Below are 16,845 nucleotides of genomic sequence, written 5' to 3'. Positions count from 1 at the left end.
TTCCCCCTCACCGGCAGGCGGGGGTGCAGTGAACTGGGACTCAGCATGGCAACCGACTTTCACCCAAATCCGAACCACACGACCCGAACAGAATAGACGCCGCCTCTGCGCCGCGGCACCGACCCGGTGACCTGATCGAAGGCGACCGACTTAGCGCGTTCGCGGCTGACGCGACATGATAGGGACCATGACGCAATCGGATGGAGCACCCGAATCCATTGTCGTGATCGGGCCCGACGGCCGGCCGCTGGCTATTCCGGTCGAGTCCGGCTCGGACACGCCCTTCACCGCGCAGGTCGTGACCGACGGTGATGAGAAATCCGGCAATGCGGACAATAAGGACGACGTCGAGGAATCGCTCGCCGATATGGTCGAGCAGCCCGCGAAGGTCATGCGCATCGGGACCATGATCAAACAATTGCTGGAGGAGGTCCGCGCGGCTCCGCTCGACGACGCCAGCCGGACCCGGCTGCGCGAGATCCACAAATCCTCGGTGCGCGAACTCGAACAGGGTCTGGCACCGGAATTGCGCGCGGAATTGGAGCGGCTCACGCTGCCGTTCACCGATGACGCGGTACCCTCCGATGCCGAACTCCGCATCGCTCAGGCCCAGCTCGTCGGCTGGTTGGAAGGCCTTTTCCACGGCATCCAGACGGCGCTGTTCGCCCAGCAGATGGCGGCACGCGCACAGCTGGAACAGATGCGTCAGGGTGCGCTGCCGCCCGGCATCCACGCGACCGACCCGCGCGGAGGCCAGTCGAACTCGCCGATCGGCGGCTCCGGACAATATCTCTGAGCAGATCCGAGTCGAGGGCAACCGGGTCGGCGGTGTCTGATTTGCGGCGATCGCGGGGCCTTACGCGGTTACGCTCCGCTACCGCCTCCGAGCCCTGCCGCTCACGCCCCGGGAAATCGCGAGGGTAGTGTCGAGCACCGTGCCGTCCGCTGCCGCCCGCCCCGACTCGGTCTCCGATGTGAATACGGCGCGTCCCGATGAGAGCTCGGATCGTCCTGAAGAGGGTTCAGTGCGTTCAGATACCAGCCAAGCGCGTACCGACGAGAGTTCCAATGAGACCTCCGTACCTCCTGAAGAGAACACCGCGCCGGAGCATCCGGTGAGCTCCGACGCGGAAACGCCCGCGTCGGGCGAGGCCGTCGCGACCGCGATCGTCTCGGACTCGCAGACCTTCGGGCGCGCGTTCAAGGACTTCCGCGGCGGCTTCACGCAGCGCGAGCTCTGGCTGTCGCTCGGCTGGCAGGACATCAAACAGCGCTATCGGCGCTCGGTGATAGGCCCGTTCTGGATCACCATCGCGACCGGTGTGCAGGCCGCCGCGATCGGCATTCTGTACTCCGCGCTGCTCGGCCAGTCGATCAAGTCGTATCTGCCGTATGTGGCCGTCGGCATCATCATCTGGAATGTGATCCAGGCCAGCATCCTCGAGGGTTCGGATGTCTTCATCGCCAATGAGGGGCTGATCAAACAGCTGCCGTCGGCGCTGAGTGTGCACGTCTATCGCCTGGTCTGGCGGCAATTGCTGTTCTTCGCGCACAACATGCTGATTTATGTGGTGGTGCTGTTCGCATTCGGCGTCTGGGAAAAACTGCACTGGACCGCCATACTCGCGATCCCCGCGCTCGGGCTGCTGTTCCTCAACTCGATGTGGGTCTCGATCGTGTTCGGCATCTTCAGCACCCGCTACCGCGATATCGCGCCGATCCTCGGCAGCCTCACGCTGATGCTGTTCGTGCTCACGCCGGTCATGTGGAATACGAAAAGTCTGGAATCCCAGGGTGGTCAGGTGAGCGAGCGCGCGAAACTGGCCGAAATCGTGCCGACCTTCCATTACCTGGAAATCGTCCGCGCGCCGCTGCTCGGTGATGATCAGCATCTGTATCACTGGGTGATCGTCGGCGCCATCACCGTAGTCGGCTGGATCGTGGCGATCTTCGCCATGAAGCAGTACCGTTCGCGCGTGCCGTACTGGGTATAGGAGATCGGGCCCGATGACCGACCATGTGAGTATCGAAACCCGCCAGGCGTGGGTCGAGTTCCCGATCTTCGACGCCAAATCGCGGTCGCTGAAAAAGGCATTCCTCGGCAAGGCGGGCGGTGCGATCGGCCGCAATCAGTCCGACGTTGTGGTGGTCGAAGCGCTGCGCGACATCACCCTCTCGCTCAAAGAGGGCGACCGGGTCGGCCTGGTCGGACATAACGGCGCGGGCAAATCGACACTGCTGCGGCTGCTTTCGGGAATCTACGAACCCTCGCGCGGCAGTGCCCGCATCCGCGGCCGAGTGGCGCCGGTATTCGACCTCGGCGTCGGCATGGATCCGGAGATCTCCGGCTACGAGAACATCATCATCCGCGGGCTTTTCCTCGGACAGACGCGCAAGCAGATGCTGTCGAAGATCGATGAGATCGCCGAATTCACCGAACTCGGCGAATATCTGTCGATGCCGCTGCGCACCTATTCCACCGGTATGCGGGTGCGCTTGGCGATGGGCGTGGTGACCTCGATCGATCCGGAGATCCTACTGCTCGACGAGGGTATCGGCGCGGTCGACGCCGAATTCATGAAGAAGGCTCGGATCCGGTTGCAATCACTGGTGGCCCGCTCGGGCATCCTGGTGTTCGCCAGCCATTCCAACGAATTTCTCGCCCAGCTCTGCGATACCGCCATGTGGGTCGACCACGGGCAGATCCGTTTACGTGGCGGTATCGAAGAAGTGGTGCGTGCCTATGAGGGCCCGGACGCGGGCAATCACGTCGCCACCGTGCTGCGCGAAATGGAAGCGGAACGGAAAATGGGAACCGAGCGAGAATTGGAGCGGAATCAGGCATGAACGGTCAGGGCCCGGAGGAGGCAGCCCGCGTAACCACGGAGGGCCCCCCGATCATGCCGAATGGTGACAGCATGAGTGAGCCGACCGGGCAGAACGCCCCGATCGACGCGGGGCGCGAGGGCCCGATCGACTCCGTGCCGGATTCCGACGACCCTTCCCCCGCACAGATCGAAGCCGCCCGCACCCCAGCCGGCACCGGTCCCGACGCCAAGATCGTCGCCGTCGTCGTCACCCACAAGCGCCGCGAACTGCTCGCCGAATCGCTGAAAGTGCTTGTCTCCCAGACCCGCCCGGTAGACCACCTGATCGTGGTCGACAACGCCAATGAACCCGAGGTCGCGGAACTGGTCGCCCAGCAGCCGGTCGAGGCTACCTACCTCGGTTCGGCGCACAATCTCGGTGGCGCGGGCGGTTTCGCGCTCGGCATGCTGCACGCGCTGACCCTCGGCGCGGACTGGGTGTGGCTGGCCGACGACGACGGCCGCCCCGACGGCTCGGAAGTCCTTGCCACGCTGCTGGATTGCGCGGGCCGACACGGTCTGGTCGAAGTGTCTCCGGTGGTCTGCGACATCGATGAACCGGACCGGCTCGCCTTCCCGCTGCGCCGCGGTGTGGTCTGGCGGCGGCTACGTTCCGAACTCGGTGATGAAGACTTCCTGCCCGGCATCGCCTCGCTCTTCAACGGCGCGCTGATCTCCGCCAAGGCGGTCGATCTGATCGGCGTTCCGGACCTGCGGCTATTCGTGCGCGGCGACGAGGTCGAGGTGCATCGCAGGCTGGTCCGCTCCGGTCTGCCCTTCGGCACCTGTCTGCAGACGGCCTACCTGCATCCCAACGGCGCCGCCGAATTCAAGCCGATCCTCGGCGGCCGCATGCACACCCAGTACCCGGACGACCCGGTCAAGCGCTACTTCACCTACCGCAACCGCGGCTACCTGATGTCCCAGCCCGGTATGCGCAAACTGCTGCCCCAGGAATGGATCCGGTTCTCCTGGTTCTTCCTCGTCACCCGCCGCGATCCGGCCGGTCTGCGCGAATGGTTCCACCTGCGCAGCCTGGGCCGCAACGAGCAGTTCGGCAAGCCGACCCCGGAGCAGAAGCCCACCGACGAAAAATAGATTGCGCGGGTCTGCCCGCCGTGCCAAAGTTGGCGAGCAACGTCGAGAAGAGAGTGAGGAGGTGGAGATCGTGACACGGACCGTTCGGATTGTCGTGCCCGGATCAGCTGTGCAAACGCACGCTGTCGCACGAATTTCCGCCTCAGATACCTCTCGCTGAGTCCGGTTCGGGCTCGGCGCCCGACGAAGGATTCCTTCCATCATGGTCGACCACGACCTCCTCGTCCCTTACGGCTGGACCGAAGCCGTTGCCAATGAATACGACTCGCTCATCCACGAGGGGTGTGTTCCCGCCCGGGTGATCCGCATGGATCGCAGCGAATGCGATGTCGCGACACCGACCGGACCAACGCGCGCCCGTTGCCCACGTGCCGACTCCGAGATCAGCGGCCTGTGCACCGGCGACTGGGTGAGCATCGATGCCGAACTGAATGTGCGACAACTGCTGCCGCGCCGCGGCGCGATCATGCGCTCGGCCGCCGACCGGCGCGCACAGGGTCAGGTGCTCGCCGCGAATGTCGATACCGTGCTGATCTGCAGTACGGCCGACGGCGATATCGACCTCGGTCGGATCGAGCGCATGCTCGCGCTGGCGTGGGAGAGCAGCGCGCAGCCGATCGTGGTGCTCACCAAAGCGGATGCGGCGCTGGATATTCCGCTCGACGAAGTGCAGGCCGTCGCGCCCGGCGCGGTGGCCCTCGCGGTCAGTGCGGATACCGGATTCGGACTCGATGTGCTCACCGCGATGCTCGACGGCACCGTCGCGCTGATCGGTCCGTCCGGCGTCGGGAAATCGACGCTCGCCAATGCCCTGCTCGGCCAGGAAGTCTTCGCCACCAACGCCGTTCGCGCGGCGGACAAGAAGGGCAGGCACACCACGGTGCATCGGGAGCTGCGGCCGCTGCCCGGCGGCGGCACGCTGATCGATACGCCTGGGCTGCGCGGCATCGGACTCTGGGATGCCGCGGAAGGCATCGAGAAGACCTTCAGCGATATCGAATCCATCGCGGCGCACTGCCGATTCGACGACTGCGCGCACAACGGTGAACCCGGCTGTGCCGTACAGGAAGCCATCGACAGTGGCGCGCTCACCCAGCGGCGCTTCGACAGCTACCGCAAACTCGAACGGGAAAACGCCTGGATGGCAGCGCGATCGGATAAGCGGCTGCAAGCCGAACGGGCAAAGGTGTGGCGTGATATCCGCAAGCAGCAGCGGCAGTTCTACCAGGAGAGAAGCTCGAAACGCTGATTCCGCGGAATCCCGGCGGGGAGCGACAGCCCGGAGGCGGCAGCTTGCGTAACCACGTAGGGCAGAGCGGACGCCGCATCAACACGGTAGGGTCGGCACGCACAAATCGCTAAACGGGAGGGTTCCGATGAGTTACCCCGGCGGGTATCCGCCACAGGGCCAGCCCGGGCAATGGCCCGGACAGCCCGCATATGGTCAGCCGGCGCCGCAGGGCGCGCCGAATCCCTACGGTGCGCCACCGCAATACGCGCCGCCCGCGGGGCAGCCACCGATCAGCCAACCACAGGTGCCGCAACCGCCGTACGGCAGTCAGCCGCATATTCCGCAGCCGCAGTACGGCCAGCCGGTACCGCCGCAGCCGTACGGTCAGCCTGCGCAGCCCTATGGGCAGCAGCCGTACGGCCAGGCGCCCTACGGCCAGCCGGTTCCGCAGCAGGCACCGGCCCCGCCGGGCATCACCGTCGAGGCCTCCTATGAGTGGTTCGCCTTCCTGTTGGCGATCACCAAGCCGAAGATCCTGATCAACGGTCAGCGGGTGCCGAATACGCGGTGGGGTCAGAACCATATTCCGGTCGGCCCTGGGCAGTACCACGTGAAGGTGACCACGCCCTGGCTGTTCGATATGGGCCCGGCGAATGCGACGGCCGCGATTCAGGAAGGTCAGGGCGCACGGTTCTACTACAAGCCGCCCGCGGTCATCTTCCTCAACGGTGCGATCGGCCCGGTTCCGCAGAAGACGCCCGGCGCCATCTTCATCTACATCAGCTGGGGCATCATGGCATTGATGATCCTGTTGAACATCGTGTTGATCGCCGGCGCATCCAGCATCTGACAGCCGTCGAAAGGGCGTCGGGGCTCCGGCGCCCTTTCTTCGACCGCCCTATGCAACTGGTTGCATAGGGGCCTGGGTTACCCTTGACGTGCACAACACCCGTCGGCGACTGCTCGCCGGTCGCTCGAACGGGTCGGCACGGCCGCGGGCGCACCCACCCGCGGCCTGGACGACAGGAGCAGGTCATGACGGAACCGGGATCGAAGCCGCTCGCGGGCGCGACGATGATCATGTCGGGCGGCAGCCGTGGCATAGGTCTGGAGATCGCCAAACGAGCCGCCGCCGACGGCGCGAATATCACCCTGATCGCGAAGACCGACCAGCCGCATCCGAAGCTGCCCGGCACCATCCATACCGCGGCCGCGGAACTCGAGGCGGCCGGCGCAACCGTACTGCCGTTCGTCGGCGATGTGCGCATCGATGAGTCGGTCGCCGAGGCCGTGCGCCAGACCGTCGAGCGGTTCGGCGGCATCGACATCGTCGTCAACAATGCCTCGGCGATCGACCTGTCCCCCACCGACGCCATCTCCATGAAGAAGTACGACCTGATGCAGGACATCAACTGCCGCGGCAGCTTCCTGCTCTCCAAGCTCAGCATTCCCGCGCTGCGGGAATCGGCCGCGGCGGGCCGCAACCCGCACATCCTCACCCTTTCCCCGCCGCTCAACCTGGACCCGAAGTGGGCGGGCATGGCGCTCGGCTACACCATCGCCAAGTACGGAATGTCGCTCACCACACTGGGTTTGGCCGAGGAGCTCAAGGGCGACGGTATCGCCGTCAACTCGCTGTGGCCGCGCACCACCATCGCCACGGCCGCGGTCAAGAATCTGCTCGGCGGCGAGGAAATGATCGCCACCTCCCGAACCCCCGATATCTACGCCGATGCCGCCTACCTGGTCCTCACCTCACCGTCGAAGGAGACCAGCGGCAACTTCTTCCTCGATGACGAAGTCCTCGCCGCACACGGCATCACCGATCTGGACAAGTACCGCGTCGTCCCCGGCGACGCCGAACTGACCACCGACCTGTTCCTCTGAGGCCGACCCCGAAGGTGGTCCACCCCGGCCACCTTCGGACCGTCAGACCGCTACCGTCGCTGTCGTGACCGGTAAACCAACCTTGGCCGCGCTCTTCGAACCAGAGCCCGAAGGGTGGGGGCTGCGCGGCGATCCCTACGTCTGGCAAGAAATGCGGAGTCGGCTCGTAGATCTCGACCCGCCGTCGACTGCCACCGAGTTGATCGCACTGCTGCACGACAGCTTCGAGCAAGTCGTCGGGTTGCGCCTCGGTGCGAAAAACGCACCGGCCAGCGTGCATCGACCGGAGTTCGCGCACGGCGGCATGTCGAGCGGGATGGTCAGTCTCGATGCCTGGCGGCAAGCGTTGATGCCGCTACTCGAAGGGCGCGCCAGGCACCTGATCTCGGGCGCTCCCGGTACCGCCACGATCATCCTTCGCCGGGGCGATATCACTGAACAGCGGGTCGACGCGATCGTCAACGCGGCCAACTCTTCGCTACTCGGTGGTGGCGGCGTCGATGGCGCAATCCATCGCGCTGGTGGACCGGCGATTCTCGACGCCTGCCGCGCTCTGCGCGCATCGCGCTACGGCACGGGCCTGCCCACCGGCGCGGCGGTCGCCACTACCGGGGGCGACCTGTGGGCCCGATGGGTGATCCACACCGTCGGCCCCGTATGGTGCGCGACCGAAGACCGCTCCGCCCTCCTCGCCTCGTGCTACCGCGAATCCCTCCGGGTAGCAGACGAATTGGGTGCGCGAACAGTCGCCTTTCCTGCCATCTCGACCGGCATCTACGGCTGGCCGATGGACGACGGCGCCCGCATCGCTACCGAAACGGTGCGCCACACGAAAACATCAGCACAAGAAGCCCGCTTCGTGCTCTTCGACGAGGGCGCGTACGCCGCATTCGAAGCCGCATTGCGCTGAGCGCGGTCGTCCGCCGCATTATCTGGCGCGCCGCGCATGGATTGCCCGATCATTTCGTGTCGGCGGGCAAACCGTGCGCGGCACCGGCTCAGTTCGGCTCGATGCCGTAGAGGCGCTCCCAGTTCTCCCGGCTGGTCAGCTCCGGCATCGCGGCGCGGTACTCCCGGGTGAGGTTGGGCAGTTCGCGGCGCAGGCGGCGCAGAACGCGGATGGTGCGGATGAGCAGGGCGCGAGCGCGCGCCTTGTCGCGCTGCCGGACCCGGACACCGGACTGCGAGGCGTCGGTGACCACGACGTGGTCGAACAGCGAGACGTGCCACCAGTGCGCGTCCTCGCGGGTGACGCCGATCAGCCCGTGCTGGGTGCGCCCGGTCCACTGGGCGATGGCCCGCTTGATCAGCACCGCCGTGACCCGACTCGGTTCGCCACCGGCCCGACGCAAATTGATATCGGCCGAGCGCACCGGCGGGGTCGCGGCGGGATGCTTGATGGTCTCGGCGTAATCGCCGCGACTGGTGCGAGCGGCGGCCAGCGCGGCGATTCCACCGTCGCGCAGGACCTTCGGCCCCTGTAGGAAGTCCTCGATGCCCTGCAGAGTGGTGTGCACCAGGCCGTACTGCATGGCGACCAGATGTTCGGCCAGACTCCGGAACAGCTGGCGAGTAATGGCTTTGCCGTCGAGATCGGTGTGCAGCGAACCGACGATCAACGAATTGCGCGTGCTGAAGTAGCGCGCCCAGTCGTCGTAGTCCTTCCAGTAGAAGTCCGCGTGCCACACCGCGGCGTTCGGCAGCGTCACCGTGACGAACCCGTGCTCGCGGGCCCGGATGCCGTATTCGACATCGTCCCACTGGAAGAAGATCGGCACCGGCAGCCCGATCTCGGCGACCACCTCGGCCGGGATCAGGCAGGTCCACCAGGCGTTGTAGCCGGCGTCGACGCGGCGCTCCTGGTTCTTCTTCAGCATGCTGGTGTTGCGCAATGCCTTCGACACCTTCTGACCGTGCTTGAGTTCGTGCAGATGCACTTCCTCGGCGCCGACATTCAGGTAATCCGGGTTGAGCAGGAACAACATCTGCGCGCCGACCAGCGTCGGTTCCACGGTCAGATTGGCGAAGGCGTTGAGCCGCAACACCGTTTCCGGTTCGCAGAGAATGTCGTCGTCCATCAGGATGACGTCGGCGTGCTCGTTGACCGCGGACACCTCGTACAGGCCACGGGTAAAGCCGCCCGCACCACCGAGATTCGGCTGCCGGATGTAGCGCAGCTTGTCACCGAAGATCGGCAGGGTCTCCTGGAAACGTGGCTGGTTCTCCACCAGATCGGTGCCCTGATCGACCACATAGACCGCGTCGATGGCCTCCAGAATCGGAGCGTCGGAGGCCAGCGCGGCCACCGTCTCGGCGCAGTCCGCGGCCCGGTTGAACGTGCAGATCGCGATGGCGACCGGGCGCATCTGGTCGGGTGCCGTGGCGGACCAGGTCTGCGCGGAAATGCCGAGTTCGCCGCCGATGGCATCGAATTCGAGCCACAGCGCGCCACCGTCGACGTACTGGTCCAGCGGTGCGGTCAGGGTCAGCGGGCCGCTGGTGGTGATCTCGGCGGTCTCGATGATCCGGCGGTGCCCGGCGATATCGGAGGCGACCACCCGGACGCGGGCCTTCTTGGTCACATCGAGCACCATGCTCGCCCACACCTCGGTGACCGTGGTCCAGCGCTGCCAATAGCTGGCCGCGAAGCGCCCGAAGTAGGTGTTGGTATGCGCGGACGAGCCCTTGTCCAGTCTCAGCTCCAGGCGTTCCCGATGGGCCCGACCCTTGACGACGGCGTAGAGCTCGTCACTCACCTTCGCCGACGGACCGGTGAAGATGCCGCGCTGCAGCACCAGCCGATCGGGCGCCTGGTGGTCGACGCGCAGCGAGGCGGGCGCGGTCGAAGGTTGGTCATTTGTCTCGGTAACGGCCTGGGTAGCCGACTGATCCATGAAGTCCTCGAAATCGTTTTGGTGCCGACGGGACAGACACGCCCCTGGATGCCTTCGCGGCGGGTGCGAGGATATCAATCAGGCTCGGCGACTGCCTGTCCAGGAACCGGGGCGGTCCTGCTATTTATGGTTGCTTGTCATTAGCCATACTGTCCGAAGAACCGACGAATACGAATTTGTCGTAGGCCCAGTAGCGGAACACCACCGCGACGATCTGGCCGATGAGCGTGCCGGAGATGTTGTCCGACAGCGGTGAAGACAGGTCGAGCACATAGCGGGAGAACCCGAGACAACCTAGTTGCAGGCCGATAGCGACCACATTGAATATGGCATACAAGAGGTACTCGCGCCCGGGATTATCGGATTTCTTGTGCCCGAAGGTCCACCACTTGTTGCCGAAGTAGGTCACCACCGTGGCCACCGCGATCGCGATGATCTTGGCGGGTAGCGGCGCGTGGTACAGCACGCCCTCGCCGCCCCAGAACACCAGCAGGTTGTAGGTGCCCGCGTCCACGAGGAAACCGATCGCGCCGACCACCAGGAAAGCGCCGCCGCGCCGCAGTGCGGCGATCACCTTCGCGGTCAGCGGCTCGGCAACCGGCGTCGATTGCGGTGAGCCGGACCGTTCGGAGAATGACACGGGCTGCTCTGGGTAAGACACCCGGCGACGGTACCCCAGTAGGCTCGGTGAACCGAGTGAGCACCAATAGGTACCGCCCTGTACCCTCCCGGTGTTCCCCATTCACCGCCGACATCGAGGATTGACCGGGTGGACTCCACCGAGCTCCGAATTGCCGCAGTGGTGCCATGCCACAACGAGGAGGCTTCGGTCGCCAAGGTCGTCGCCGACCTGCAGGCCGCCGTGCCGGGAATCGTCGTCTACGTCTACGACAACCGCAGCACCGACGCGACCGCCGAGCGGGCCCGCGCGGCCGGTGCGATCGTGCGCCACGAACACACCAAGGGCAAGGGCAATGTGGTGCGCCGCGCCTTCGCCGATATCGAGGCCGATATCTATCTGATGATCGACGGCGACGACACCTACGAGGCGTCGGCCGCGCCGCTGATGATCAAGACACTGCTCGACGGTCCGTACGACCACGTGCTCGGCGTCCGCAAACAGGACGAGGGCGCCTCGGCCTACCGCTCCGGCCACGAGACCGGCAACAAGGTGCTCAACGGCGTGGTCGGAAAGGTGTTCGGCGAGAACGTCGACGATATGCTCAGCGGCTTCCGGGTGTTCTCGCGCCGATTCGTGAAAAGCTTCCCTGCCGTCTCGCGCGAATTCGAGATCGAAACCGAGCTGACCGTGCATTCCCTGCATCTGCGGGTCCCCAAGACCGCGGTTCCGGTCGGGTTCCGCGATCGGCCCGCGGGCGGTGAGAGCAAGCTGCGCACCTACCACGACGGATTCAAGATCCTGGCGCTGATCATCGGCCTGGCCAGACATGAGCGGCCGGTCGCGTTCTACGGGCTGTTCGGCACGCTGAGCTGGCTGGTCTCGATCATCCTGACCATTCCGATCGTGGTCGAGTTCTACAACACCCACGAGGTGCCCCGCTTCCCGACACTGTTCCTCGGATTCACCTTGCTGCTGCTCGGCAGCCTGGCCTGGACCGCGGGGCTAATCCTGGACGGCATCCGGCGCTCCCGGCACGAGGCGGCCCGGCTGGTCTACCTGCGCTACTCGGCCGTCGGCGCGGACGACGCGCATGGTGGTGACATAAACATCGGTGGAGCCGAGCGTTGACCACCTCGGCGGATCGAACCGCAACTGCCGCGAATCCGGAACCGGAGACCACGGACAACGATGTCGCGACAGCCGAATCCACTGCCGCCGAACCTGATTCGAGCAGATCGAATCCGGCACGTGAATTCGGACGCCGGATCGTGGCCCGCTTCGGCGCCGCGACGGTCGCCTTCACCATCGTCGCCACGGTCTTCGGCGCACTGTTCGCCTGGATCACCCCGCCGTTCTGGGGCCACGACGAAATCACCCAGTTCGGTCGCGCCTACCAGGTCGCGCACGGCGGCTTCCTGCCGCAGCGGATCCACGACGATCGTGGCATCTCCTACGGCGGCGATGTGCCGATCAGCATCACCGAGCTGATGGGCTACGCGCTGCACGACTACAGCACCAATCCGGAAGAGCCGGATCAGATGGTGGCCGATCCCGGCAGCTACGCCCGGATGGAGGGCGCCGCGGTTTCCGAGGCCGAGGAGCCGGTCTGGTTCACCAATACCGCCGCCTACTCGCCGGTGCCGTATATCCCTGCGGCCATCGGCATTCGGGTCGCCGAGCTGTTCGGACCGAATGTCGGCGCGATGATGCTGCTGACCCGGCTCGCGGGCCTGGCCACCTACCTCGCGCTGGTTGGATTCGGGCTGTGGGCACTGCGCGCGCACCGGGTGCAGTGGCTGGCGTTCACCGTCGCCGTGCTGCCGATCGCGGTCTTCCAGGCGGGCACCGTCACCGCCGACACCATGACCAACGCACTGGCCATCCTGGTTTCGGCGTTGCTGGTCAAGGCGCTGTTCCTGGGTGATGGTCTCGGTCGTACCGAGACGGCCGCGCTACTGGGCGCGATCCTGCTGCTGCCGGTCAGCAAGCCGACCTACGTGCTGCTCGCCATGCTCGTGGTGCTGGTGCCGACGAACCGGTTCGCCCTCGGCGGTGCGGCCGGTTGGAAGCGTTTCATCCCATGGGGTTTCGCGGGACTGGGCGCGCTGGCGTTCGCGGTCTGGATGAAGATCGCGGGACCGACCACCGACGGTATGGGCCTGATGCGCCCACAGCACCAGTGGAATTCGGTGCGGCCGAGCGATCAGCTGCACGGAATCCTCACCGACCCGGTGAATTTCGTGAACACCTTCGGCGAGAGCATCGCACTGCGCGACCAGCGGTGGTTCATGCAGTTCTTCGGTGAACTCGGCTTCGCCTACATCGATGTCCCCGCGCTGTCGGTGCTGGCCTGCCTGCTCGCCTTCGCGGTCAGCATCGGTATCGCGGATCGGATGAATACCGCGACCGCCACCTTCCGGCGCACACTGATCGTCGCGCTGACGCTGCTCGCGAGCGTCGCGATGATCTACGTGACGCTGTACATGTCGTTCACGCCGGTCGGCTACTACATCATCGATGGCGTCCAGGGCCGGTACTTCGTGCCGCTGGCGATCGTCGCACCGGTGGTACTGCTGCGCTGGATGCCGTTGCGGCTCACCGACGTTCGCGGCCAGACCCCGACCAAGGGTCCGGCTGTCGCCGTCATCGCGGCCACACTGGTAGCACTGATCGCCGCGCTGTGGAAGTACTACTCGATCGTCTGGGGCTGACTCAGGCGTTGATGGTCGTTTCGCCCGCCTCGGCGTAGGCGCGCTCGGTCGTGGCTTTGGCCGGGCGCCACCAGGATTCGTTGTCGCGGTACCACCGGATGGTCGCGGCGAGACCGGCAGCGAAGTCGGAATAGCGTGGCGTCCAACCGAGTTCGGTGCGCAGCAGGGTCGCATCGATGGCGTAGCGCTGATCGTGACCCGCCCGGTCGGTGACGTGATCGAAATCGTCCGGATCGCGGTCGAAGGCCTGCAGGATCATCCGCACCACGGACTTGTTGTCGAGTTCACCGTCCGCGCCGATCAGATAGGTCTGCCCGATTCGCCCACGCTCCAGGATGTCCCACACCGCGCGATTGTGATCGTCGACGTGGATCCAGTCGCGCACCTGATGGCCTGCACCGTAGAGCCGCGGCCGCACGCCGTCGATGAGGTTGGTGATCTGGCGCGGAATGAACTTCTCCACGTGCTGATACGGCCCGTAGTTGTTGCTGCAGTTGGAGATCGTCGCGCGGACGCCGAACGAGCGGGTCCAGGCGCGCACCAGCAGATCGCTCGAGGCCTTGGTGGCCGAGTAGGGGCTGGACGGGTTGTAGGGAGTGTCCTCGTCGAATGCGGGACCGTCCGGAGTGAGATCGCCGTAGACCTCGTCGGTGGAGACATGGTGATAGCGCACGTCGTAGCGGCGTACCGCCTGCAGCAGCGAGTAGGTACCGACGATATTGGTCTGCACGAACGGCCAGGGTTCGGCGAGGGAGTTGTCATTGTGCGATTCGGCGGCGAAGTGGACCACGGCGTCGACACCGGAGACGAGCTCGTCGACCAGATCCAGATCGGCGATGTCGCCGTGCACGAAGTCGATGCGGTCGGCCACCGGCTCGAGCGAGGCCCGATTTCCCGCGTAGGTCAAGGCGTCAAGGACGGTTACGGTGGCGTCGGGACGCTCTGCCACGGTCTGTTGGACGAAATTCGCACCGATGAACCCGGCCCCGCCGGTTACGAGCAGTCGCACCCCATGACCTTACGTCGCCCGCGCGGACCGCTGCGGCCGGATCCGTCCGGCCAGATTCCCCTGCGCGACCAGGGTTTCAATCTGTGACGTTAGTCACTCTTATCGAGCGGAAAGAAGGACTCGTGGTTCAGTTCTTTGTGAAAAAGCAAGGTCAACGCGCACATTTCAACGAACCCACCAAGCCTCGAGTCGCGATGGTGAACAAAATTTGAATTAACGGTCACAACGGGTTCACCACTCGTTAGCTGGTCTAGATTTCGATCGTCTAGTCCCCCCGAACGCTTCACATCGAGGTCCAAAATAAAATGCTGATGAGGAAATTCGCCGCGACTTCGGCCCTGCTGATCGCCGCCATGGGCGTCACCGCGGGCACTGTCAACGCGGCACCGGCGGAATCCGCCGACGCCCCGATCAACTTCACCGCGAACGCCACCGACACCCAGTCGATCATCTCGATCGATTCCGGCTCGCTGGTCGTCGAGGACAACGCCCTCAAGATCAAGGCCGCCAACGGCACCACCGTCGCGGGCACCCCGCTGACCTTCCGCGTCGACGACTTCGAGTTCCCGATCGCCGCGGACATCGCCGACCACACCGCCACCCTCACCCCGCAGCTCGACATGGCGAAGGCCACCTACAAGCCGGTCGCGCTGCCCTACGAGGACCAGGCCCCGTTCAAGACCCAGTACGACCGTGAGCTGGCCGCCTTCAACCGCATGAAGGACACCATCGCCATGGGCGCCACCATCGGCACCCTGGTCGGCGGCCTCGGCGGCGGCGCCCTCGGCTGCGTCCTCGGCGGTATCGCCGGTGCCACGGTCGCCTCGGCCACCATCGTCGGCCTGTTCGGCCCGTTCATCCCGGCCGCGGCCGTCGGCTGCGTCGCCGGCATCCTCGCCGTCGGTGCGCTGGGCACCCTGCTCGGTCAGATCTTCATCACGGCTCCGGTCGCGATCGGTGCGGCGATCCAGTACTTCGCCACCACCAGCGCGCCGTTCAACGCGCCGGCACCGGCGAAGTAAGTCGCACAACGGCTCCACAACTGAAAACGAGCCCCGGAAACCCCGCCCGCGCATCGCTCGGGCGGGGTTTCCGCTGCTGATAGCCGCTCGACCGAAATGGGCGGGCCGAATTTGCACGCTTGATAGGGCTGTGATCTACCCGAAGCCGGGATAATTTCAAACATCCGGCAAGTGAACAAAAGGTAAATCACACTGAACTAAAGGCATCGCTGTGCCTGCCGCAGGGAATTCTCCGGATAGCCGAGGGGAATTCGAAGCTCGGCTTCCAACCAAAGAACCCCGCCCCGGACCGTCGCCGAAGGGCGAGGTCCGGATGCGGGGTTCGCGACTCGTCCGGCCGATCCAGGTCAAGCCGTCCGAGCCTGTGGGGGCTGCTCGAGGCGGGCACGCACGAACCGGGATACCCGGGCCAATGCCATCCTGCTCTCGGGCAGGTTCGGGGCTATCGCCATGAAGGCGTGCACCTGACCGCGCCAGATCTCCAGCGCGTTCGGGACACCGGCCGCGGTCAGCCTGCGAGCCATGAGCTCGCAGTCGTAGCGCAGCATCTCGTCTTCGGCAGTGATCAGCAGCACCGGCGGCAGGCTCGCCAGGGCGCCGTTGACCGGCGACACCAGCGGATCCAGCACCCCGTCCACCTCGGCGCCGATCCGCACCACCGCCTCCAACGCGGATAGCGGCAGATAGGGATCGCGCGCGACATTCATATAGTCGCGCTTGGCGGCGTAGTCCAGATCGAGCAGCGGGCTCAGCCCGATCAGCCCACCCGGCGACGGCAGCCCGGACTCGATCGCGCGCAATGCGGTGGCGAAGGCGAGGAAGCCGCCCGCCGAATCGCCCGCGAACATGATCCTGGCCGGGTCCGCGCCGTGCCGCAGCAGCCAGCGGTAGGCGGTCAGGCAGTCCTCGATCGCAGCGGCGACATTGTTCCCGGGCAGCTGACGGTAGTCGACATTGACGACAGGCAGTCCGGTGCGCCGGGCCAGGCTGGCCGCGATCGGGCGATGGGTGCCGAGACCGCAGACGGCGAATCCGCCACCGTGCATGTACAGCACCGCGCCGTGCCGCAGGGCGCGCGAGCCGCCCGAGGGACGCAGGATTTCCATCCGAAACCCGTTCAGCGTCACCTGTTCTCGATCGACTCCGCGCGGCTGCGGCCGCAGTCGCGCCAGTCCGTCGATCGCGAGAGCACCGATCGGGATGGTCGTGCGACTGACCGGAAACACCCGCAGCACCGGCCGCACCGCGCCGAGGCAGGTCGCCAGCAGCAGTCGGGCCGATGCGCTCGGACCGTCCGGGTTCATCAACAGACCCGGATCAACTGCGTCGAATTCACTCCCGCTGATCGCCACCATCGCGCACCTACCTCACACTGGCGCGCCGAACCCGACCGAACGGTTCTCAGGCGAGAGTCGACGCTGACATCTCACACGCTGATGTTTCACAACACCGTAGCGTGATCTACGCTACATATATCGCCCGCCGCGCCGGATAACCAAACGTT

Annotated in this window: 15 protein-coding genes; 11 read left to right on the top strand and 4 right to left on the bottom strand. The window is 65.6% G+C overall.

The annotated features are described in order from the left end of the window. The first annotated feature begins 187 nt into the window (after positions 1–187). The 8 genes from ACQPYR_RS01435 to ACQPYR_RS01400 all read left to right on the top strand — a co-directional run bounded on the left by ACQPYR_RS01435 (position 188) and on the right by ACQPYR_RS01400 (position 7,993). A complete protein-coding gene (locus tag ACQPYR_RS01435; RefSeq protein ID WP_433626669.1) occupies positions 188–796 on the top strand; it encodes a bacterial proteasome activator family protein in 609 nt (202 codons plus the stop codon). Between the two features lie 319 nt (positions 797–1,115). Further along, positions 1,116–1,994 carry a galactan export ABC transporter permease subunit Wzm/RfbD gene (wzm, locus tag ACQPYR_RS01430; RefSeq protein WP_433635435.1) on the top strand — a complete coding sequence of 293 codons (879 nt, stop codon included), beginning with the start codon at positions 1,116–1,118 and terminating at the stop codon, positions 1,992–1,994. Between the two features lie 13 nt (positions 1,995–2,007). Next, on the top strand, positions 2,008–2,847 hold the full coding sequence (gene wzt / locus ACQPYR_RS01425; RefSeq protein WP_433626667.1) for a galactan export ABC transporter ATP-binding subunit Wzt/RfbE: 840 nt from the start codon (positions 2,008–2,010) through the stop codon (positions 2,845–2,847). A gap of 71 nt (positions 2,848–2,918) precedes the next feature. Continuing rightward, the gene (glfT1, locus tag ACQPYR_RS01420; protein ID WP_433626664.1) at positions 2,919–3,965 is read left to right on the top strand and encodes a galactofuranosyltransferase GlfT1; all 1,047 of its coding nucleotides are present in this window, start codon (positions 2,919–2,921) and stop codon (positions 3,963–3,965) included. Between the two features lie 202 nt (positions 3,966–4,167). Next, positions 4,168–5,214, top strand: coding sequence for a ribosome small subunit-dependent GTPase A (rsgA, locus tag ACQPYR_RS01415; protein ID WP_433626662.1), 1,047 nt, complete (start codon positions 4,168–4,170; stop codon positions 5,212–5,214). Between the two features lie 127 nt (positions 5,215–5,341). Next, positions 5,342–6,046, top strand: coding sequence for a hypothetical protein (locus ACQPYR_RS01410; protein ID WP_433626659.1), 705 nt, complete (start codon positions 5,342–5,344; stop codon positions 6,044–6,046). Between the two features lie 185 nt (positions 6,047–6,231). Continuing rightward, on the top strand, positions 6,232–7,083 hold the full coding sequence (locus ACQPYR_RS01405) for an SDR family oxidoreductase (protein ID WP_433626657.1): 852 nt from the start codon (positions 6,232–6,234) through the stop codon (positions 7,081–7,083). A 349-nt stretch (positions 7,084–7,432) separates the two neighbouring features. Then, on the top strand, positions 7,433–7,993 hold the full coding sequence (locus ACQPYR_RS01400; RefSeq protein ID WP_433635434.1) for an O-acetyl-ADP-ribose deacetylase: 561 nt from the start codon (positions 7,433–7,435) through the stop codon (positions 7,991–7,993). Between the two features lie 88 nt (positions 7,994–8,081). Here ACQPYR_RS01400 and ACQPYR_RS01395 read toward each other — a convergent pair whose 3' ends face one another. Further along, a complete protein-coding gene (locus tag ACQPYR_RS01395) occupies positions 8,082–9,977 on the bottom strand; it encodes a glycosyltransferase (RefSeq protein ID WP_433626655.1) in 1,896 nt (631 codons plus the stop codon). A gap of 124 nt (positions 9,978–10,101) precedes the next feature. Then, positions 10,102–10,638: a GtrA family protein gene (locus ACQPYR_RS01390; protein WP_433626653.1), complete on the bottom strand. Its 537-nt coding sequence runs from the start codon at positions 10,636–10,638 to the stop codon at positions 10,102–10,104. 108 nt (positions 10,639–10,746) lie between these two features. Here ACQPYR_RS01390 and ACQPYR_RS01385 point away from each other — a divergent pair, with 108 nt between their 5' ends. Both ACQPYR_RS01385 and ACQPYR_RS01380 read left to right on the top strand, forming a co-directional pair. Then, positions 10,747–11,727 carry a glycosyltransferase gene (locus ACQPYR_RS01385; protein ID WP_433626651.1) on the top strand — a complete coding sequence of 327 codons (981 nt, stop codon included), beginning with the start codon at positions 10,747–10,749 and terminating at the stop codon, positions 11,725–11,727. Next, a complete protein-coding gene (locus tag ACQPYR_RS01380) occupies positions 11,724–13,310 on the top strand; it encodes a DUF2142 domain-containing protein (protein WP_433626648.1) in 1,587 nt (528 codons plus the stop codon). The genes ACQPYR_RS01385 and ACQPYR_RS01380 overlap by 4 nt, the downstream gene beginning before the upstream one ends. 1 nt (position 13,311) lies before the next feature. Here ACQPYR_RS01380 and rfbB read toward each other — a convergent pair whose 3' ends face one another. Continuing rightward, on the bottom strand, positions 13,312–14,319 hold the full coding sequence (gene rfbB, locus ACQPYR_RS01375) for a dTDP-glucose 4,6-dehydratase (RefSeq protein ID WP_433626646.1): 1,008 nt from the start codon (positions 14,317–14,319) through the stop codon (positions 13,312–13,314). Between the two features lie 305 nt (positions 14,320–14,624). On the opposite strand from rfbB, the gene ACQPYR_RS01370 reads away from it, so the two are divergent. After that, entirely contained in the window at positions 14,625–15,341 is a 717-nt protein-coding gene (locus ACQPYR_RS01370; protein WP_387295790.1) for a hypothetical protein, read from the top strand. 347 nt (positions 15,342–15,688) lie between these two features. Here ACQPYR_RS01370 and ACQPYR_RS01365 read toward each other — a convergent pair whose 3' ends face one another. Next, positions 15,689–16,696: an alpha/beta hydrolase gene (locus ACQPYR_RS01365; protein WP_433626643.1), complete on the bottom strand. Its 1,008-nt coding sequence runs from the start codon at positions 16,694–16,696 to the stop codon at positions 15,689–15,691. Positions 16,697–16,845 lie beyond the last annotated feature (149 nt).

The sequence above is a fragment of the Nocardia sp. CA-120079 genome (assembly GCF_050955745.1).
Lineage (GTDB): Bacteria > Actinomycetota > Actinomycetes > Mycobacteriales > Mycobacteriaceae > Nocardia.
This window is presented reverse-complemented; position numbering and strand designations above follow the sequence as displayed.